The sequence below is a fragment of the Streptomyces chlorus genome (genome assembly GCF_042655885.1).
Taxonomy (GTDB): Bacteria; Actinomycetota; Actinomycetes; order Streptomycetales; family Streptomycetaceae; genus Streptomyces; species Streptomyces chlorus.
Map to the genome: position 1 here is coordinate 21590 of NZ_JBHSOA010000030.1, position 18447 is coordinate 40036.

The window sequence follows — 18447 nt, forward strand, 5'->3', positions numbered from 1 at the left end:
ATGCCGTGAACGCACCTCCTACGAGCGCACCTCTTACGAGAGCACCTCTTCGACACGACACCTCGACAGATGGGGCAGGGCATGGGACGACCTGACCTGAATCGCAGGCAACTTCTGACCGCGGCGGGCGGTCTCGCGGTCGCGGGCGGCTTCGGTTTCGCCGCCCTCGGCACCGGCGCGGACGCCCTGGCCTCCGACGCCGGGACGCGGGTGCGCTACTGGAACCTCTTCAGTGGCGGCGACGGCTACAACATGATCGCGATGCTGGACGCCTTCCGTAAGGACAACCCCGGCATCGACGTGAAGGACTCCACCCCCGAAAGGAACACATGCGTACCGCCCGTTTCACCCTCGACCCCGCCTTCACCGTCGGCCCGGTCGACCCCCATCTCTTCGGCTCCTTCGTCGAACACCTCGGCCGCTGCGTCTACACCGGCATCCACGAACCAGGCCACCCCGCCGCCGACGCCGACGGCCTGCGCACCGACGTCCTGGACCTGGTCCGCGAACTCGGCGTCACCGCGATCCGCTACCCCGGCGGCAACTTCGTCTCCGGCTACCGGTGGGAGGACTCCGTCGGCCCCGCCGAGGACCGCCCGCGCCGCCTCGACCTGGCCTGGCACTCCACCGAGACCAACCGCTTCGGCCTGTCCGAGTACATCGCCTTCCTGCGGAAGGTCGGCCCGCAGGCCGAACCCATGATGGCCGTCAACCTCGGCACCCGCGGGGTCACCGAGGCGCTCGAACTCCAGGAGTACGCCAACCACCCCGCCGGTACCGCCCTGTCCGACCTGCGCGTCGCGCACGGCGACAAGGACCCCTTCGGTATCCGGCTGTGGTGCCTGGGCAACGAGATGGACGGACCCTGGCAGACCGGCCACAAGACCGCCGAGGAGTACGGCCGTCTCGCCGCCGAGACCGCCCGCGCGATGCGCCAGCAGGACCCCGGCGTCGAACTGGTCGCCTGCGGCTCCTCGGGCCGGTCCATGCCCACCTTCGCCGCATGGGAGGCGACGGTCCTCACCGAGACGTACGACCTCGTCGACCATGTCTCCCTGCACGCCTACTACGAGCCGCACGACGGCGACCTCGACTCCTTCCTGGCCTCCGCCGTCGACATGGAGACCTTCATCGAGAACGTCGTCGCCACCTGCGACCACGTCGGCGCGAAGCTCAAGTCCACGAAGCGGATCAACCTCTCCTTCGACGAGTGGAACGTCTGGTACATGACCCGCTGGCAGGAGCGGGCGACGACCTTCACGCAGGACGACTGGCCCGAGGCGCCGCGCCTGCTGGAGGACAACTACAGCGTCACCGACGCCGTCGTGTTCGGCTCGCTCCTCATCGCGCTGCTCCGGCACGCCGACCGGGTCAAGATCGCCTGCCTCGCCCAGCTCGTCAACGTCATCGCCCCCATCCTGACCGAGCCGGGCGGCCCCGCCTGGCGGCAGACGACGTTCTTCCCGTTCGCGCAGGCCTCCCGGTACGGGCGCGGCGAGGTCCTCGACGTCCGCGTGGACTCACCGACGTACGAGACCGCCCGGTACGGCACGGCAGACCTGCTGCACGCCACCGCCGTACGCGCCGACGACGGCACGGTCACCGTCTTCGCCGTCAACCGCAGCCGCACCGAGCCGCTGCCGCTGGAGATCGCCCTCGGCGGCCTCGGCCTCACCTCGGTCGTGGAGCACACCGCCCTCGCGGACGCCGACCCCGACGCCCGCAACACCCTCGCCGAACCGGAGCGGGTCACCCCGCACACCGTCGGGGGCACGACCCTGACGGACGGCGGGCTCGAAGCCGTACTGGAACCGCTGTCCTGGAACGTGATCCGGCTGGCGTGAGCGTGACAGAGGGGGCCGGTGGAGGCGCGAGGGTCACCGTCCCGGTGACTCCACCGCCTCCACCGGCACTCCGCCGCGCGCCGCGCCCACCAGGGTCAGCCGCACCTGGCCCGGCCCCGAGGGTGTGGTCCCGTCGGACAGCACGGCCAGGGCCAGTGTGTTGGTTCCCCGTGTGCGGAGAATCCCGTTCGGCAGCATGAAGATGTGCTGCGGGCCCACGTCATTGATGTACTGGCCCATGTTCCAGCCGTTGAGGAAGAGCTGGACGCGGTAGGCGCGCTCGGGGTCGTCCTCGAGGACGAGCCCGACCGACGCGTCCACGTCCGGGTCGACGTCCAGCCGGAACTCCGTCCGGTACCAGGTGACCCCCTGCCGCCGCCGGTCCTCACGCGGCTGGTCCACGGCCTCCCAGGCGTTCCGGTCCCGGTCGTCGCCGTACCCCGGCAGATGCCAGCCCTTACGCTCCCCGTACAGCCCGCCGTTGTTCAGCACCCCGCGCACCCGGTCCGGCGCCCCGGCCCCCTGGATCCGCCAGCTCACCTCGGGGGAGGCCCCCTCGAAGTCGACGCCGGTCAGTCCACGAGCCGCCCGGCGCGTACTGCGGACGGCCGCCGGCGCCCCCGCGCCTCCCGTGTCTCCGGGGTCCCCCTCCTGCTGCATCCGCCGTACGAGCACGGACAGGACGTGCGTGCCGCGCCCGCGCAGCTTCCCGGGCACGGGGAACGTCGCGGTCGCGGTCCAGGTGCCCCGGCCCGCCGTGTCCTCGTCCGGCACCGGCATCCGGTGCGTGCCCAGCGGCCGCCCGTCCAGCCAGGCCATCAACAGCCCCTGCGTGCCGGTGCTGTAGGACAGGGACACCGATGTGGCGTCGCGTGCGTCCTCGAAGTGCCCCCGGTACCAGACGTCGCCGTAGTGGAAGCCGTAGTCGTCGGCGAACAGGACGGGCCGGCCCTCGGGCACGGGCGTGGTGCCCAGGGAAGCGGTGCGGTCGGCGGCCGTCCACCGGGCGTCGTCGAAGTCCGGCTCGGACTCCGGGTTCTCCGCCCGCCGCCGCCAGCCGGTGAGGGCGGGCAGGGACGGCGCGGGCGTGCCGGGCATCAGCCCTTCCATCACCAGGGACCCGGCCCTGGTGACCGTGGTGCGCACCGGCTGCCCGTTCCAGGTCACGGCGGTGATCCCGCGCGGCGCCCACACCTCCAGGCCGGTCTCGCCCGTGACGTCGCCGGTGAGGTGGACGGTGGAGCCGCGCAGCGTGGCCGACCGCAGCAGCGGCGGACCGTAGACCAGCAGTGAGCCGGACGGGGTCTCGTAGGGCCACAGCCGCTGGGCGGTCGCGTCGTCGGCGAACAGCAGCAGCATCGGCGTGTCGGAGTCGCCGCCCTCGATCAGGACCCGGCTCAGCCCGCCCACCCCGAGCGGCGTGACCACGTGCAGCCGGCCCCGGTCGTAGGACCAGGCGGGCTCGAGGTCCAGCCGGTTGGTGAGCGGCTGGACATCGCAGTCCAGGGCGACCTGAGCCGTCTCGCCGGCCCGGCCCACGAACGCGGCGATGTCCTGCCGCCCGACGGTCACGCTGAACAGGGGCTGCGCGGTGGTGAACGCCAGCCTCCGCCGCCCCAGTCCGAGCCCGGTGGCGAGCAGCCTGGCGTCCCGCGCGCCGACCGTGACGGGCACGTCGACATCGGTGCCCGGCAGCGCCGACCTGACCTCCTCGGCGGAGTCGTTGCGCAGGACGTACACCTGGGCGCCGGTGTCGGGGTTGGCCAGGTGGTAGACCTTCAGCCGGTCGTCCTTCGGCCGCACCGCGGACGCCGGTTCGAGGCGGGCGAGGTCCGGCACGGTCCGCAGCAGATGCCCGAGCTGCTGGAGCGGGGCCAGCTTGGCGGTGGCCCGGCGGGCCTGGTCGATCGGGGCCCCGTAGTCGTACGAGGTGTAGACGTGCGGCGAGGCCAGCCACCCCCACGAGGTCCCGCCGGCCACCACGCGCGCGTTGTGCAGGGTGATCCCGTTGGCGAGGCTGGTGAGAAGGCTGCTCCGCTCGTACGCCGGATCCCACCGTCCGCGCACCTCCGCGTACCCCTTGCCCCGGGAGGCGGCCCAGCCCCAGGGGGCGGACGCGCCGACGGCCGCCCCGGCGACGAACCCGGGAGTGCGCGCACTGGCCCCGGCCCCCGTCCCGCGCCTGCCGAAGTACCCGAGATCGGCCGGCACCTCACCGGGCACGGGCGAGGACTCGAACCCGTACAGCCAGTTGCCCTCCCCCTTCTTCGCGCCGGTGGGGAAGGACCCGGGCGCCCACAGCCCGTCCGCGCCGCCGTCGTTGTGGAACAGCGGTACGTCGATCCCGTCGGCGCGCACCTTCCCGCAGAGGTGGGACATGTACGCGCCCGCGCCCGCCGGGCCGCTCCCGCCCCGCCCCTCGTACCGGTCCTCGACCTGGTACAGAAGCACGGTGCCGCCGCCCCCGGTGAACAGATGCCGGACGGCGATGGCGTCGACGGCACCCAGCCACGCGTCCACGTGCCCCAGATACGCGGGGTCCGCGGCCCCGGCCGCGCCCTCGGCGACCGTCAGCCACCCGGGGAAGCCCCCGGCGTCGAGATCGGCGGTGCCGAGGTACGGCCCGGGGCGCAGCACGACGTACAGCCGCTCCTCGGCGGCCATCGTGAGGAACAGGTCGAGGTCGCGCACCCCGGTGAAGTCGTGCCTGCCGGGCGCGGGGGAGTGGATGTTCCAGGGGACGGGGACACTCACCGCGTTGTGGCCGTGGGCGCGCAGCTTCTGCAGCACGTCCCGCCACAGGGACGGGCTCGGCAGCCGGAAGGGGTGCATCTCACCCGACCAGAGCACCAGCCGCCGGCCGTCGACCAGGAGCGAGTACCGGTCGAAGCCGACCTGGTGCCGCCTGCCGTCCGCGCGCGGCGGGGCGGGCGGCGGCCCCGTCGGCACGGCACGCGCCCTGTTCGTGCCGGTCGCCGCCCCGCTGCCGGCCAGCGCGAGGCCGAGCGCCGCCGTGCCGGCCAGCGCGGTGAAGGTACGCCTGCTGAGCTCCAAGGGAGCCGCCTCCTGTTTGTGCCGCTGGTGCGGCCGCATGGGCCGCGGGTGGTGCCGTCGAGTGGTCCTGGCCCCCTGTGACGGGTGGTCCTGGTGGGCCATTGTCTACGCCTGGGCACCACGGTGTTCACGCCAGGTTCCCGGTACGTCCGTTTCGCCCGGTACGAGTGACGCGCGCGCGGGCTGTTCCCATCGCCCGTTCCCGGTGAACACCGGGGCCGCCCGGCGAAGTGACAGGCGACCCGGACCATGGCCGAGCTGTTGGAGGGGCGGGGGAGGACCGAGGAGGCGATCGCGCTCACGCGCCCGTATGCGGAGGCCGAGGACCGGTCGGCGCTGGAGTTCTTCGCGCACCTGCTCGCCCGGCACGATCGAGGCGATGAGGCATGCGCCCTGCTCCGTCCGCACTTTCAGGACTGGTTCCTCGCACTGCCCTGGTCGATGTCGCCGAAAGCGGGGCCGGGACGAGGAGGCCGTGGCACTCCTTCAGCAGCACAAGTCCTCGCCGGTCGGGCCGACATGGCCCGGCACGCCCGAGGACGAGCCCCCGTTCTGAAACCGATCACTCCGGGAGCCTGCCGCACGCCACGGAACAGCGGTACCTCGACGGACGACAGCACGTGGATTCCGTGCGGACGGCGGCGCCACCGGGGCGCATGTGATCCCGTGTCATTGGACGCGGGGCGTCGAGGAAGCACTCCCCGCCTCCTCCTCGTCCGTTCCCGGGACATGGACGTCAAGGACCTTGATGTTGATCTCGACGACCTCCAGTCCGGTCATCGTCTCGACCGCGTCCGTGACCCGGGAGCGGACCTCCCTCGCGGCCTCCAGGATCTCGATGCCGTACTCCACCACGACATCGACGTCGATGGCGGTCTGCTTCTCGCCCACCTCCACCTTCACGCCACGACCGGGATCGCTGGAGCGGGACACCCTGTCCTTGACCGCTCCCAGAGCTCGCGAGGCGCCCCCGCCCAGGGAGTAGATCCCCTCGGTCTCGCGCACGGCTATGCCCGCGATCGTGGAGACCACGGTGTCCGCGATGACGGTTGTTCCACGGGTTTCGCCCGTTGCGCCGCTCGGGCCCAGGGCCGTACCGATCTGACTGTCGTTCGTCGCCATGAGTTCCTCGCACAGAGCTGTTGTGTGAGGGGGGCGGACCGGATCCAGCGGAGGACATCCGCTGCTTCGTGCCCCGATTCCACTGTGCGCCGGAAACCGGTCCTCCGCCATTCGGGTGAGCGGCCGGCGGAGGCACCGACTCCACCCGCCCCGTTGCCCTTCAGGTCGGGTCAGGCCCGGGGCAGCAGGGTGCCGAGCGGCCCCAGATCGAGGTTGAGATCCTCCGGGCGTACGCCGTGCTGCTCGCAGAGTTCCGTCATGCGCTGGTCGAGCAGCATGAGGGTGGTGCCGATCTCATCGGTCTGGTCGTCGGTGAGGTCCCCCTGGTCGATGCGCCGCAGGGCCTGCCGTTCCATCAACTGGCGCAGGAGTTCCACCACGGTGAGGACCAGGGTGACGAGATCGCGCCCCATCTGCTCGGAGTCCAGGTCGACCCGGGAGGCCGTCACAGTGGCCCACTGTCCGCCCACGGCGCCGGTACGCGTTCGCTGACCGACGACAGCAGGGCGTGCAACGACACCCGGACGAGGGGGACATCGGCGATCGCGATGACCAGGTCCCCACTGACGACGACCCCGGTCGCCAGGACCCGGTCCAGAAGATCGACCAGCGGCACCCCGATGGGGCCGCTCAAGGGGCCCGGAGTCTCCCACGGAACCACGTCGTGCGTCATCTCTCACACCTCGCCCACGAAGGAGTAGGGCACCCACGGGCCCGAGAGTTCGATCCCGGCGCCGGTGTGTTCCCGCAAGTCCTGCGCCAACAGCTCAAGTTCGGCCGCCCGGCGCTCGGCGACCAGGTAGGTGGCGTTCAGGACCTGGACGCGGTGGTCGCCGGCCGCTCCCGGGCCGTGCGGCCGGAGCCGGCGGGACGCCTTGGCGATGCGGCACACCCGCGTGTCCACGGTCTCGGCGACGCGCAGGGACTCCTCCCGTTGCTGCTCGCGCCGCGCCTGCAGGTTCCGTTTGCGTTCCAGATACGCCCGCCCCGCTCCCGGGGCCGGAGCCGGACCGGGAGCCGGACGGCCCCGGTCGCCCGGCGGGCTCGGCCGCTGCGTCGCCCTGCCGCCGTCATCGCCCGGAGAGCCGATCGCGTAGACCTTCACGCCCCATTCGGCATGGTGCGCGATGCGTTCCAGGGCGGCGTGGAAGCGTGCCGACTCGTTGCCCAGCACGACCTCGGCCCTGTCCTCCGCGTTGTACAGCGTCGCCAGGGGCAAGGGCACCGTGGGCGCCTGGGCGGCGACCGCCGACACGACCTCGTGATGGGCACGCGCGTACCGTTCGAGTTCGGGCTCGTCCGTCAGACGCTCCTGCCAGGCCTCGTCCGTGAACTCGGCGGCCCGCACGGTCTGCACGATCGCGGTGAGCGAACCGAGGGGAAGCGTCCGCAGGGGTTCGTCCCGGGTGACCCCGGACACCCCGTCGAGCGCCGGACTTCCCTCGGCGCGGCAGACCGCGTACACGTAGAGGGCGGTCGTTTCGGAAGCCTTGGGGCTGAGCTCCGTCATACCTCTGTTTCTCCCTGGCTCATCGATCGGCCGACGCCATGTCCCGGGGCCCGGATTCGAGCGCCTCCAGGCGGGTGCGCAGTTCGCGGTTCTCCTCCTGCAGAGCGCTTCGCGCCGCGCGGGAGCTGAGCGCCGGGTCGGTCTCCCACCAGTCGATGCCGGCCTTCTTCGCGGTGTCCACGGAGGCCACGAAGAGACGCAGCCGGATGGTCAGCAACTCGATGTCGAGAAGGTCGATCTTGATGTCGCCGGCGATCACGATGCCCTTGTCGAGGACGCGCTCGAGGATGTCGGCGAGGTTGGTGTTCGGGGGCCCGGGGACGGGGTGGTTCGCGTCGTGCCGGAAGTCGAGGTCAGTCACGACGAGCCCTCCGGGAGCGCCGCTTGGCGGGCTGCTCCTCCTCTTCTTCTTCCTCTTCCTCCTCGTCCTCCGGGCCGGGCTCCTCTTCGTCCTCGTACTCCTCGCCCTCGTCTTCTTCCTCGTCCTCGCCCGTCAGTCGATCGTCCGCGGCCTCGCCGTCTTCTTCCTCTTCCTCTTCTTCGTCCTCGTCTTCCCAGCCGTCCTGGTCCCCTTCTCTTTCTTCCTCCTCCATGGCCTCTTCGTGGGACTTGACGACTTCTCCGTCGCGGATCTCGCCACGCCAGGCTTCGGGTTCATCGTTGGTGAGCGTGACGTACCGCTGGAAGTGCTTGAAGTCCAGGCGTACGCGGCGCCCTTGGGCACGCCAGAGGTTGGCCGTCTTCTCGAAGAACCCGGACGGGTAGTACTCGAGGACCAGGACGATGCGCGTGAGGGACGGAGCCAGTTCGTGGAAGCTCACCGCACCACGCGTGGTGCCCTTGGCGCCTTCCGACGTCCACACGATGCGTCCGTCGGGCACCTGCTCCTGGACCTTCGCCTTGAAGCTGCGCGAGGACGGTCCGATCTTGGCCTTCCAGTTGCTGGTCGCCTCGTCTTCCATCGAGACGTCCTGCACGCCCTTGGTGAAACCGCTGAACCGGTCGTACTGGGTCCAGTAGTCGTAAGCGGTACGCAGAGGCACTCCCACATCGAGCACCTCGATGATGTTCATGAGCTTGCCGCCGCCCGACTTGCGCTTGCGCTTTCCACCACCGAAGGTCTCTTTGGCCTTGTCCACGACACTGTCCTTGACACCCTTGGCCTTTTCCGAGACGAATGCCTTCACCGGCGAATCGCCCTGAAGGACGCGTGAGCCGATCTTGGGCAGTGACCCGCCGTTCTCCGCGACGTCGGTCAGCCGGCCCGTGACGCCGGTCAGCTTGTCTCCCGCCTTTTCAGCGAATTTCCCCGCCTGCGCGCCGAGGAAGCCGGACAGCTCTCCCCGGAGCCTGCTCAATCCGGACTCTTCCGTCTCGGGTTCTGCGTTCTTCGTCTTGGCCATGACTGGCTACCTCCGACGCTTCGTGCGCTTGGATGCGGTCCCCTTCGCCGACGACGAGGTGCTTGCTGCCGTCTTCTTCGCCGAAGATGCCTTCTTGGCCGGAGCGGACTTCTTGGCGGTCGCCTTCTTTGCCGGAGATCTCTTCTTGGCCGCGGTCTTCTTGGACGGCGTCTTCTTGGACGGGGCGGACTTCTTCGCCGGGGTCTTCCTTCCCGACGGTCGCTTCTCCGGCTTCCGCTCGGGGCCCTCCTCTTCCTCCTCCTCGTCCTCCGGGCCGGGCTCCTCTTCCTCTTCCTCTTCCTCCTCTTCCTCGTACTCGTCGTCCCCGTACTCCGCGCCTTCCTCGTCCGGCGTCTCTTCGTCCTCGTACTCCTCCTCGTACTCCTCCTCGACGTCTTCGTTCTCGTCCCGAGGAGGTTCGGTGAGGCGGGCCGTGCGGTCGCTGATCGCGTCGGCCAGGGAGCTCATGCCGCGGTTGGCGGCGGCGGTCATGGCCTTGCGGCCCGCGTCGAAAACCTCGCCCCGGATCTGGTCCTGGAGCTGGGCGAACTGGGGAACCTCTCCGAGCCGGCGCATCCCCTCCGCGGCGAGCTGGCGGGGCTCCAGACCGAACCGCCGGCCGGCCAGGTACGTGGCGACGGTGATGGCCAGCCGTCCTTTCCTGGTCCGGCCCAGGAGATAGCCGCCGACCACTGCGGCCCCGAGGGCAACTTTGGACTGGTCTTCCATCAGCACGTCACCTTCGATCGCGATCGTTGTGTGCCGGACCGACCCGCACGGCGTGCAGTCGGTCGAGCAACCGTTCTTCTTCTCGTTCGAACTCGTCCGGAGTGATGTCGCCCGCCTCGAGTTCCTGGTTGAGCACCGCCAGCTGTGCACGCAGCACGGCGGGGTCGTGCAACTCGCGCTCGGCGGTGTCGTGGAGTTTCTCGGCCACCCAGATCACGCCCCGGACGGGCGCGATGGGCAGCGTGAGCAGGCCGGTGATCAGTCCCATGTCACATCCCGCCCACGGGTACGGGGCGGGCCTCGGACGCGACGAAGCTGTAGCAGGGGAGTGGGCCGGCGAGCCGGAGTTCCACATGCTCTTGATGAGCGTCCGCGAAGGTCCGGGCCCGGGTGAGGAAGGCGTCGGTGTCGCCGCGGTCGACGAGGAAGGACATGTTGAGCGCACAGCCCGAGACAGTGGGACCCGCTGACACGGCGCGGGCCCCGGGCGTGAGTTCACGCACCATGCGCTGTCCTGCCGCTGCCGCTCTGCGGGTGAGCGCGGTGGTGACGGCTTCGCCCAGCCTGATACTGGCCTCGTAGCCGGGACGCCGGCGTGCGGCATCGCGAAGCCGCCGTACGTTCTTCTCCTCGGCGACGAGGGCCGCCAGCGCGTTCTGTGCCGGCAGCGCCTTGACGTTGATCTCGACACGGCCGGCCAGCTGTTCCAGAGTGGCGGCATGGCGGGACCCGGCGGCGGCCAGCTGCTCGAGGACCGTCTCCTCGTCCGGCGCGACCGTGCCGAACCGCATGGGCAGCACTGGTCCTTCGTCCGACAGGCGCATCAGAAGTTCCTGGTGCGCCAGCAGGTCACGACGTCGCGCGCGCAGCTCGGGCGGTGCGTCGCTGATGACCGCGTCGAGCGGGCCCTGCCTGATCGTCCGGACCGGGGCGGGAGGGGACCCCACACCGCCGAGCCCTTTCGGGAGCGCCGTTCCCGCCCGCAGAATCGCGTAGACGTACACCCCGTCGGTCGCCACGGTCACGCCTCCACGTCGCGTCGTCGGCCGGTGCTCTTGCGTGCGGGAGCGCGCCGCTTCTTCGGGCGCTCCCGCTGCTCGTCGTCCTCGTCCTCGTCCTCGGCGTCGGACTCGTCATCGCCGCCACCGATCGCTTTGCGCAGGGTCTCGCCCACGGTGTCGGCGGCCCTGCGCACCTTGCGCTTGCCGACGGACTTGGCCACCCCGCCGCCGATCAGTTCGGGAACCGTGGTGCTGCCGGAATCGCGCTCGAGATCCAGGCGGTTGCACGCTTCCGCGAACCGCAGGTAGGTGTCCACACTCGCGACGACGATGCGCGCGTCCACCTTGAGGATCTCGATCCCGACCAGCGAGACCCGTATGAACACATCGATGACCATGCCGCGGTCGAGAATCAGTTCCAGTACGTCGTACAACGTGCCGGCGCGAGGCGGGCAGGCCACTACTTCGTCGGAGTAGGTGGTCACGGTCATGGAAGATCCTTCCAGCGGAGGGAGCGAACACGGATCACTCGTCGGCCGCGCCCCGTCGGTAACGACGGACCCTGCGGTACTCCAGGAGCTCACCGGCCCGGTCGAGTTGCACCTCGTAGGAGGCCAGGAGGCTCGTGGTGTCGGGGATCCGCGGAACCTCCAGAACATCCACCACCACACACCAGCCGTCGTCGGACCGCCGGACGGCGGACACGCCCTCCGCCGGGTGATCGATCAGCCCCTCCAGGCTCTGGAGGGCAGTACGGGCCGCGTGCTCGGGCCCCCGCGCGGCTCCCGTGCGGCGAGCGGGGGCCGTCTTGGAGCTCCCGGCATCGGGGCGACGTGGTTCTGCCATACGGTCAGTTTCTGCACTCCTGTCGGCTGCGCATCCCGAGCGATGCCATCCGTGCGACGCGCGGGGCGCGTGTGCCACGGTGGTGCGTGTGCCACGGTGGCGGGGGCGAGCGTTTTCCCGCTGCGGGGTAAAAGAAACATCAAGAAACCATACGTGCTACGAGAACTCCGGGGCATCTGCTCCCTCGGAGGTTGATAATCATGGTTCCCCTGCTTCTTGTACTCCTGTTGGCCCTCGTCCTTTTCGGTGCCGGATTCGCTTTGAAGGCACTGTGGATCGTGGCAGTAATCGTGCTGGCCGTATGGCTGCTCGGTTTCGTCATGCGTTCCGCCGATATGGGCGGACGCCGAGGCCGGTGGTATCGCTGGTAAATCGAGGAACACGCCGTACCTGAATTGCTCGGGGTGGCACCGGATCAATTTCCGGTGCCACCCCGCATTCATGCCCGGACGGTGTCGTTGAGCCCGGCGTGTGTGCGGTGGGCGAGGCACCCCGGCCGGGGGCCGCCGGGAGCGACCGGCTTGCCCGCGAGGTGCGAGTACGCCGTCACTCCGGGTCCGTCGACGGTCACCTGGTCTCGTGCGAGGAGGCCCTGGTGTTCATGCCGGGGTGGGGGTGCCGCCCGCTTGCGGGGGGAGAGCCGCATCCCATGCCCGGCGACGCGGAGCGTCGCCGCACTCGCCCCCGTTGGGGTGTGGAGTGCCCCGACAGCCGCCCGGCGGAGCCGGGAGAGACGCGAACACGCGTACCCCCGTTCGCTGGTGGGGGTGATCGCGGCGGAAGGGGTGTGCGGATGTGCGGGACTCGTACGTACGGTCAATTGGTCGGGAGTCGGCTGACCGGAACAGTCGGCTGACCGGAACAGACGGGGAGGGGGTGCGGGTGGTGGGAGAGGTGGGGGAGGCCGTGGGGCGTGCCCGGTATGCGTATCGGTTGCGGGTGTCGGCCACTGCCCGGGTGGGGCTGGAGGGGGAGTGGGGGCGGTGCCGGTGGCTGTGGAACGAGTGCGTGGCCCGCGCGAGGAAGGCTCATGCGGAGGGGGAGCTGTGCGGTCCGGCCCGGCTGGATGGGATGCTGACGCGGGCGCGTGCGGTGACGCCGTGGCTGGCCGGGGGCGCCTCGGTGCCGCAGCAGCAGACCATCCGCGACTTCGCCGCCTCCCGCAGCAAAGCGCTCAAGGACATCAGGAACCGGCTGCCACTGAAGCGGCGGGCCGGGATGCCCCGGCACAAGAAGCGGCGCGGGAGTGACCCGTCGCTGAACTACACGCGGCGCGGTTTCCGCCTCAGGGACGGGCGGCTGCATCTGGCGGGCGGGATCGTTTTGACCGTGGTCTGGTCCCGTCCTCTGCCGGCCGAGCCCTCCTCGGTACGGGTCTACCTCTGATCTTGGCCAGTGCTCCGCCCTTCAGGGCGGGGGTGAAGGCCATCCTTGGCCCGGAGGCGCGGAGCGCCGGAGGGCTCTGCCACGCCAACGACTCCACCTCCGACGGATGCGACAACGGGCGCACCGCACGGGCCCAGAAGTTCACCTGGAACTCCGACGGCTCACCGAACCTCGGTACGCCCGTACGGCTCGGGGCGAGCCAGACCGGGCCCTCGGGCGAGCCGTCGGCCGTCGCCGCCACCTACACCCTCACCAACCGCAACAGCGGCAAGTGCCTTGATGTATCCGGAAGTTCGACCGCCGACGGGGCCAATGTGCAGCAGTACGCCTGCAACGGCCGCGCCAACCAGCGCTGGCGGCTGGAGGATCTCGGTGACGACACGCACCGGCTGGTCAACGTCACCAGTGGCAAGGCGCTGGACACCGAGAACTGCTCCACCGCGGACGGGGCCGACCTGCGCCAGTGGTCGTGGCTGAACAACACCTGCCAGCGGTTCCGGTTCGTCGCCACCGACAGCGGCCACGTCCCGATCGTCAACCAGGCCACCGGCAAGGTCGCCGACGTCGCCGACTGCTCCACCGCGGACTCCGCCGACGTACGGCAGTGGACCTGGCTGAACAACGCCTGCCAGCAGTGGCGGCTCAACCCGGTCTGAGCGACCCGGAACCCCGGGCGTGTCGGGGTGGGCGGCACCCCGACACGCCCGGTGGGATCCCGTGGGGGGCTCTGTCAGCTCAGCTGACCCATGCCCGCCGCCTCCGGCCAGCTCTGCGCTCCGGACCAGCCGGCCGCCGGGGCCTGGGACAGGCCGTCGGTGCCTCTGACCTGCGCCGCCGTCAGGCCGCCGCGGGCGGGGACACCGGGCGGCGTGGGGCCGGCGGGCATCTGCGGGGACGGGTACGACGCCGCGGCGGGCATCGGCGCGGGCGCGGGTACCTGAGCCGGAGCCGCCAGGGGGTGCTGTGGCATCTGCTGAGGCACTTGCTGGGGAATCATCGGCTGAGGTACCTGCTGGGGAACCGGCTGCTGCGGCACCGGCGGGGACTGCATGGGCGGGGACTGCAGGGGCTGTGGTGCCTGCTGGGGCATCTGCTGCGGCCCCGACGAGGCTGCCGCCGGCATGGGCATCCCGCCGCCCGCGCCCACCGGAACCGGGGACGGGGCGGCGGGGAGCGGCATGCCGATGCCGGCGGCCGGAGCGGCGGGGAGACACGGCGCCCCCGTACCGGCGCCGATGGCCTGGGCGGCGAGGCCCTGGGTACCGGCCCCGTTGGTCTCGCTGACCAGCCGGTCTATCGCCGCCGTGCCCGAGCTGTAGCCGGTCCCTGTGGCCTGCTCGGGCACGGCGGCTCCCCTCCTGGAGGTCCCGTAGAGCACCTGTTCCAGGCCGGACACCAGGCGACGTACGTCCACCTGCGGACGTACCACGAGACGCAGGAAGCGGCTGGACGAGCCGATCTTGTTGCCGCACTCGCGGACCAGGAGCCGGTGCTCGGTGAGCATCCGGTCCCGGACCACGGTGCCTTCGGCGCCCACGGGGAGGCGCACGAAGAGGAAGTTGCCCTGGGACGGGTAGACCGTCAGTCCGGGCAGTGAGGAGAGCTGGCCGGACATGTCCATCCGGTCGCGGCGCACCTGGTGGAGGCTCTGCTGGTACTCGGTGCCGTGCTCCTTCAGCATGAACACCACGTGCTCGGCGAAGGAGTTGAGGTTCCACTTCGGCAGCATCGAGCGGACGCGGCCGGCGAGCGCGGGGTTGGCGACGAGGTAGCCGAACCGGATGCCGTGCAGCCCGAAGTTCTTGCCGAGGCTGCGCAGGACGATGACGTTGGGGCGCAGCATCGCCTCCTGCACCACCGACGGCTCCACCTCGGCGTCGGCGAACTCCAGGAACGACTCGTCGATCACCACCAGGTCGAGGTCGGCCATCGCGTCCATGAACTGCACGACCGCGTGCTTGTGCAGGAAGCCGCCGTCGGGGTTGTTGGGGTTGCAGATCACCGCGACCTTGGTGCCCCGCGCGCGGATGAACTCGGCGTACTGGGCGAGGTCGAGGGCGAAGCCGCTGGACTCCTGGAGCGGGAACATGTCGACCCGCTTGCCGGTCTCCATGGGCTGGTCGGTCCAGCGGCCGAAGGTGGGAACGGGGACGGCGAGGGACTCACGGACCAGCAAGTGGTCGATCCAGGTGATGAGTTCCGTCGATCCGTTGCCCATCGCCACGCACTGCGGCGGGAGTCGGAGCAGGCTGCACAGCTCGGCCGTGATGGTGTCGGCGCTGCTCGGGTAGTACGTGATGATCTCGCGAAGCCGCGTGGCCATGTCCTCGAACATGGCGGGGGTGGGGAAGTACGGGTTGCACGGAATACAGAAGTCGACCGGGCCGGCCCCGTCGCTCTCCCGCGCCAGCGCAGCCATGGAGGGGCTGTGTGCCGCGGTGCTGCGGAACAACGAGGTGACGTTGTCGGCCATGGAACCTCCGTGTACGGCGGGCCCGCCGGGGACGTAGCGGGCCCGTCATGCGTGGGTGGCCCGCGCGGGGGAGCACGGGCCACTCGTACATACGGAGGGGGGTGTGGCGCTGTTCAACCGGTGTGAAAAAAGTGTGACGACGTGAACCCCCGGGCGCAGTTTACCGGTGACGTTGCGTGAAAGGCCCGGCACGGCGCGTCGAAGCGGGAAGCCCCCGGAAGGGTCAGCCGACCCAGGCCGGAATCCCCGCCCTTCAGGGCGGGGAGCACGTCAAGAACCGACCTTGCGTTTGTTCCACACGTCGAAGCCGACCGCCGCCAGGAGCACCAGGCCCTTGATGACCTGCTGCCAGTCGGTGCCGACGCCGACGAGGTTCATGCCGTTGTTCAGCACGCCCAGGACCAGACCGCCGATGACCGCGCCGAGCACGGTGCCGACACCGCCGCTCATCGACGCGCCGCCGATGAACGCGGCCGCGATCGCCTCGAGTTCGAAGTTGAGGCCGGCCTTGGGCGAGGCCACGCTGAAGCGGGCGGCGAAGACCAGACCCGCCAGGGCCGCGAGCATGCCCATGTTCAGGAAGACCAGGAAGGTGACCTTCTTGTCCCGCACGCCCGACAGCTTGGCCGCGGGCAGGTTGCCGCCGATGGCGTAGATGTGGCGGCCGATGACGGCGTTGCGCATCACGTAGCCGAAGCCGACGAGCAGCGCGCCGAGGATCAGCAGCACGATCGGGGCGCCCTTGTAGCTGGCCAGCAGCAGCGTGACGGTGAGGATGGCGGCGGTCAGCGCCACCAGCTTCAGCAGGAACAGCTTGGCGGGCAGGACGTCGAGCGCGAACCCCTGCTGACGGCGCCGGTCGCGGACCTCCTGGAGCACCACGAGGGCTATCAGCCCGACGCCGAGCAACAGGGTGAGGTTGTGGTAGTTCGTGTCCGGGCCGACCTCCGGAAGGAAGCCGTTGGCGGTCGTCTGCAGCCCCTTCGGGAACGGGCCGAGGGTCTGGCCGTCGAGGAAGATCTCGGTCAGACCGCGGAAGGTGAGCATGCCCGCCAGGGTCACGATGAACGACGGCAGCCCGCCGTACGCGATGAACCACCCCTGCACCGCGCCCGCGATCGCGCCCACGGCCAGGCACAGCAGCACCGCGACGGGCCAGGGCAGGTCGTTGCGGACCATGAACACGGCGGCCATCGAGCCGACGAACGCCGTCAGCGACCCGACCGACAGGTCGATGTGGCCGGCGATGATGACCAGCATCATGCCGATCGCCAGGATCAGGATGTAGCTGTTCTGCACCACCAGGTTGGACACGTTGCGCGGCAGCAGCAGGTCGCCCTCGGTCCACACCGCGAACAGCACCACGATCAGGCCCAGGGCGATCAGCATGCCGTACTGGCGCATGTTGCGGCGCATACCGTCCAGCATCAGCTGGAGCAGGCCGTCACCGCTGCCCGCCCCGTTCCTGCCCGGCGGCGCGGCGGCCGGGGTCTTGTCGGTGACATCCGTGCTCATCGGGTTACCTCTTTGTCCTTCTTGTCCTTCGTCATCTGACGCATCAGCGATTCCTGGGACGCCTCGGCCCGCGAGAACTCCCCGGTCAGCCGCCCCGCGGCCATCGTGTAGATGCGGTCGCACATGCCGAGCAGCTCGGGCAGCTCGGAGGAGATGAAGACGACCGCCTTGCCCTCGGCGGCCAGTCGGTCGATGACCTTGTAGATCTCGTACTTGGCGCCGACGTCGATGCCGCGCGTCGGCTCGTCCAGGATCAGCACCTCGGGACCCGCGAAGATCCACTTGCTGAGGACGACCTTCTGCTGGTTGCCGCCGGACAGCTTGCCCACCGGCTCGAAGACCGTGGGCGCCTTGATGTTCATGGACGTGCGGAAGCCCTCGGCGACCCGGCGTTCCTCGTGCTCGTCCACGATCCCCCGCCTGGCGACCTTGCCCAGCGCGCTGAGCGAGATGTTGCGGTTGATGGTGTCGATGAGGTTCAGGCCGTAGTGCTTGCGGTCCTCGGTGACGTACGCGATGCCGTGCCGCACCGCCTCGGGGACGGTCCTGGTACGGATCTCCCGGCCGTCCCGCAGGACGGTGCCGCCCGCGTACCGGCCGTAGGTGCGGCCGAACAGGCTCATCGCCAGCTCGGTGCGGCCGGCGCCCATCAGGCCGGCGATGCCGACGATCTCGCCGCGCCGGACCTGCAGCGACACGTCGTCGACGACCTTGCGCTGCTGGTCGATCGGGTGGTGCACGGTCCAGTTGCGCACCTCGAGGGCCGGGGCCGTGCCCTCCTCGGGCTGGTGCGGGGTCCGCTCCGGGAAGCGGTGCTCGAGGTCGCGGCCGACCATCCCGCTGATGATCCGGTCCTCGGTGGTCTCCGCGGCCTTCACGTCGAGCGTCTCGATGGTCCGCCCGTCCCGCAGGATCGTCACCGAGTCGGCGACCGCGCGGATCTCGTTCAGCTTGTGGGAGATGATGATCGAGGTGATGCCCTGTTCCTTCAGCTGGAGGATCAGGTCGAGCAGCTTGCCGCTGTCCTCGTCGTTGAGCGCCGAGGTCGGCTCGTCGAGGATGAGCAGCTTCACCCTCTTCGACAACGCCTTGGCGATCTCCACCAGTTGCTGCTTGCCCACGCCGATGTCGGCGACCCGGGTCTCCGGATGGTCGTCGAGCCCCACCCGGCGCAGCAGCTCGGTCGCGTGCCGCAGCGTCTCGTGCCAGTCGACGAAGCCGCGCCGGGCGTGCTCGTTGCCGAGGAAGATGTTCTCCGCGAGGGAGAGGTACGGCACCAGGGCGAGCTCCTGGTGGATGATGACGATGCCCTGCTGCTCGCTGGCCCTGATGTCCTTGAACCGGCAGAGGCCCTCCTCGAAGAGGACCTCCCCCTCGTAGGTGCCGTGCGGGTGGACGCCGGAGAGGACCTTCATGAGGGTCGACTTGCCGGCGCCGTTCTCGCCGCAGATGGCGTGGACCTCGCCCTGCCGGACGGTCAGAGTGACGTCCGACAGCGCCTTGACGCCGGGAAAGGTCTTGACGATCGAGCGCATTTCCAGGACGGGTCCCGCCATGGTCGTGC

Annotated in this window: 17 protein-coding genes and 3 pseudogenes; 5 read left to right on the forward strand and 15 right to left on the reverse strand. The window is 70.2% G+C overall.

Features of this window, described 5'->3' with window-relative positions:
* Positions 1–81: 81 nt before the first annotated feature.
* Positions 82–315: pseudogene (locus ACFPZI_RS15085) on the forward strand (extracellular solute-binding protein); the annotation flags it as partial.
* 14 nt (positions 316–329) lie between these two features.
* Positions 330–1844, forward strand: coding sequence for an arabinosylfuranosidase ArfA (gene arfA, locus ACFPZI_RS15090; RefSeq protein ID WP_381363310.1), 1515 nt, complete (start codon positions 330–332; stop codon positions 1842–1844).
* 33 nt (positions 1845–1877) lie between these two features.
* Here arfA and ACFPZI_RS15095 read toward each other — a convergent pair whose 3' ends face one another.
* The 12 genes from ACFPZI_RS15095 to ACFPZI_RS15150 form a co-directional block, all read right to left on the reverse strand.
* The gene (locus ACFPZI_RS15095) at positions 1878–4898 is read right to left on the reverse strand and encodes a glycoside hydrolase family 35 protein (protein ID WP_381363312.1); all 3021 of its coding nucleotides are present in this window, start codon (positions 4896–4898) and stop codon (positions 1878–1880) included.
* Positions 4899–5567: 669 nt separating this feature from the next.
* On the reverse strand, positions 5568–6020 hold the full coding sequence (locus tag ACFPZI_RS15100) for an Asp23/Gls24 family envelope stress response protein (RefSeq protein ID WP_381363314.1): 453 nt from the start codon (positions 6018–6020) through the stop codon (positions 5568–5570).
* A gap of 170 nt (positions 6021–6190) precedes the next feature.
* Complete coding sequence (locus ACFPZI_RS15105; RefSeq protein ID WP_381363315.1) at positions 6191–6469, reverse strand: gas vesicle protein K; 279 nt, start codon at positions 6467–6469, stop codon at positions 6191–6193.
* Complete coding sequence (locus tag ACFPZI_RS15110) at positions 6466–6693, reverse strand: gas vesicle protein (RefSeq protein ID WP_381363316.1); 228 nt, start codon at positions 6691–6693, stop codon at positions 6466–6468. The genes ACFPZI_RS15105 and ACFPZI_RS15110 overlap by 4 nt, the downstream gene beginning before the upstream one ends.
* A 3-nt stretch (positions 6694–6696) precedes the next feature.
* Positions 6697–7530 (reverse strand): GvpL/GvpF family gas vesicle protein, encoded by an 834-nt coding sequence (locus ACFPZI_RS15115; protein WP_381363318.1) that lies wholly within the window; start codon positions 7528–7530, stop codon positions 6697–6699.
* Positions 7531–7549: 19 nt separating this feature from the next.
* Positions 7550–7891 (reverse strand): gas vesicle protein, encoded by a 342-nt coding sequence (locus tag ACFPZI_RS15120; protein WP_381363319.1) that lies wholly within the window; start codon positions 7889–7891, stop codon positions 7550–7552.
* A complete protein-coding gene (locus ACFPZI_RS15125) occupies positions 7884–8933 on the reverse strand; it encodes an SRPBCC family protein (RefSeq protein ID WP_381363320.1) in 1050 nt (349 codons plus the stop codon). Before ACFPZI_RS15125 ends, ACFPZI_RS15120 begins: the two co-directional genes overlap by 8 nt.
* Before the next feature lie 6 nt (positions 8934–8939).
* A complete protein-coding gene (locus tag ACFPZI_RS15130) occupies positions 8940–9662 on the reverse strand; it encodes a histone protein (RefSeq protein WP_381363322.1) in 723 nt (240 codons plus the stop codon).
* A 7-nt stretch (positions 9663–9669) separates the two neighbouring features.
* Positions 9670–9930, reverse strand: coding sequence for a gas vesicle protein GvpG (locus tag ACFPZI_RS15135; RefSeq protein ID WP_381363324.1), 261 nt, complete (start codon positions 9928–9930; stop codon positions 9670–9672).
* A gap of 1 nt (position 9931) precedes the next feature.
* Positions 9932–10681 carry a GvpL/GvpF family gas vesicle protein gene (locus ACFPZI_RS15140; RefSeq protein ID WP_381363436.1) on the reverse strand — a complete coding sequence of 250 codons (750 nt, stop codon included), beginning with the start codon at positions 10679–10681 and terminating at the stop codon, positions 9932–9934.
* A gap of 2 nt (positions 10682–10683) precedes the next feature.
* On the reverse strand, positions 10684–11154 hold the full coding sequence (locus tag ACFPZI_RS15145) for a gas vesicle structural protein GvpA (RefSeq protein ID WP_381363326.1): 471 nt from the start codon (positions 11152–11154) through the stop codon (positions 10684–10686).
* Between the two features lie 34 nt (positions 11155–11188).
* Positions 11189–11509 carry a gas vesicle protein GvpO gene (locus ACFPZI_RS15150; protein ID WP_381363328.1) on the reverse strand — a complete coding sequence of 107 codons (321 nt, stop codon included), beginning with the start codon at positions 11507–11509 and terminating at the stop codon, positions 11189–11191.
* 200 nt (positions 11510–11709) lie between these two features.
* Here ACFPZI_RS15150 and ACFPZI_RS15155 point away from each other — a divergent pair, with 200 nt between their 5' ends.
* From ACFPZI_RS15155 to ACFPZI_RS15165, 3 genes and pseudogenes are all read left to right on the forward strand, one after another.
* Positions 11710–11880: a hydrophobic protein gene (locus tag ACFPZI_RS15155; protein ID WP_381363330.1), complete on the forward strand. Its 171-nt coding sequence runs from the start codon at positions 11710–11712 to the stop codon at positions 11878–11880.
* Between the two features lie 511 nt (positions 11881–12391).
* Positions 12392–12889: pseudogene (locus ACFPZI_RS15160) on the forward strand (nuclease/transposase family protein); the annotation flags it as partial.
* Positions 12890–12972: 83 nt separating this feature from the next.
* Positions 12973–13551 (forward strand): annotated as a pseudogene (locus ACFPZI_RS15165) (RICIN domain-containing protein); the annotation flags it as partial.
* 74 nt (positions 13552–13625) lie between these two features.
* Here ACFPZI_RS15165 and ACFPZI_RS15170 read toward each other — a convergent pair.
* The 3 genes from ACFPZI_RS15170 to mmsA form a co-directional block, all read right to left on the reverse strand.
* Positions 13626–15368: a pyridoxal phosphate-dependent aminotransferase gene (locus ACFPZI_RS15170; protein WP_381363332.1), complete on the reverse strand. Its 1743-nt coding sequence runs from the start codon at positions 15366–15368 to the stop codon at positions 13626–13628.
* Positions 15369–15638: 270 nt separating this feature from the next.
* Positions 15639–16883, reverse strand: a complete 1245-nt coding sequence (gene mmsB / locus ACFPZI_RS15175; protein WP_364738416.1) for a multiple monosaccharide ABC transporter permease — start codon at positions 16881–16883, stop codon at positions 15639–15641.
* Positions 16880–18439, reverse strand: coding sequence for a multiple monosaccharide ABC transporter ATP-binding protein (gene mmsA / locus ACFPZI_RS15180; RefSeq protein ID WP_381363334.1), 1560 nt, complete (start codon positions 18437–18439; stop codon positions 16880–16882). Before mmsA ends, mmsB begins: the two co-directional genes overlap by 4 nt.
* Positions 18440–18447: the final 8 nt, after the last annotated feature.

Coding starts and splice junctions, on each gene's coding strand:
- arfA (WP_381363310.1), top strand. CDS start 330: ATGCGTACCGCCCGTTTCACCCTCGACCCCGCCTTCACCGTCGGCCCG.
- ACFPZI_RS15100 (WP_381363314.1), bottom strand. CDS start 6,020: ATGGCGACGAACGACAGTCAGATCGGTACGGCCCTGGGCCCGAGCGGC.
- ACFPZI_RS15110 (WP_381363316.1), bottom strand. CDS start 6,693: ATGACGCACGACGTGGTTCCGTGGGAGACTCCGGGCCCCTTGAGCGGC.
- ACFPZI_RS15115 (WP_381363318.1), bottom strand. CDS start 7,530: ATGACGGAGCTCAGCCCCAAGGCTTCCGAAACGACCGCCCTCTACGTG.
- ACFPZI_RS15125 (WP_381363320.1), bottom strand. CDS start 8,933: ATGGCCAAGACGAAGAACGCAGAACCCGAGACGGAAGAGTCCGGATTG.
- ACFPZI_RS15130 (WP_381363322.1), bottom strand. CDS start 9,662: ATGGAAGACCAGTCCAAAGTTGCCCTCGGGGCCGCAGTGGTCGGCGGC.
- ACFPZI_RS15135 (WP_381363324.1), bottom strand. CDS start 9,930: ATGGGACTGATCACCGGCCTGCTCACGCTGCCCATCGCGCCCGTCCGG.
- ACFPZI_RS15145 (WP_381363326.1), bottom strand. CDS start 11,154: ATGACCGTGACCACCTACTCCGACGAAGTAGTGGCCTGCCCGCCTCGC.
- ACFPZI_RS15150 (WP_381363328.1), bottom strand. CDS start 11,509: ATGGCAGAACCACGTCGCCCCGATGCCGGGAGCTCCAAGACGGCCCCC.
- ACFPZI_RS15155 (WP_381363330.1), top strand. CDS start 11,710: ATGGTTCCCCTGCTTCTTGTACTCCTGTTGGCCCTCGTCCTTTTCGGT.
- ACFPZI_RS15170 (WP_381363332.1), bottom strand. CDS start 15,368: ATGGCCGACAACGTCACCTCGTTGTTCCGCAGCACCGCGGCACACAGC.
- mmsB (WP_364738416.1), bottom strand. CDS start 16,883: ATGAGCACGGATGTCACCGACAAGACCCCGGCCGCCGCGCCGCCGGGC.
- mmsA (WP_381363334.1), bottom strand. CDS start 18,439: ATGGCGGGACCCGTCCTGGAAATGCGCTCGATCGTCAAGACCTTTCCC.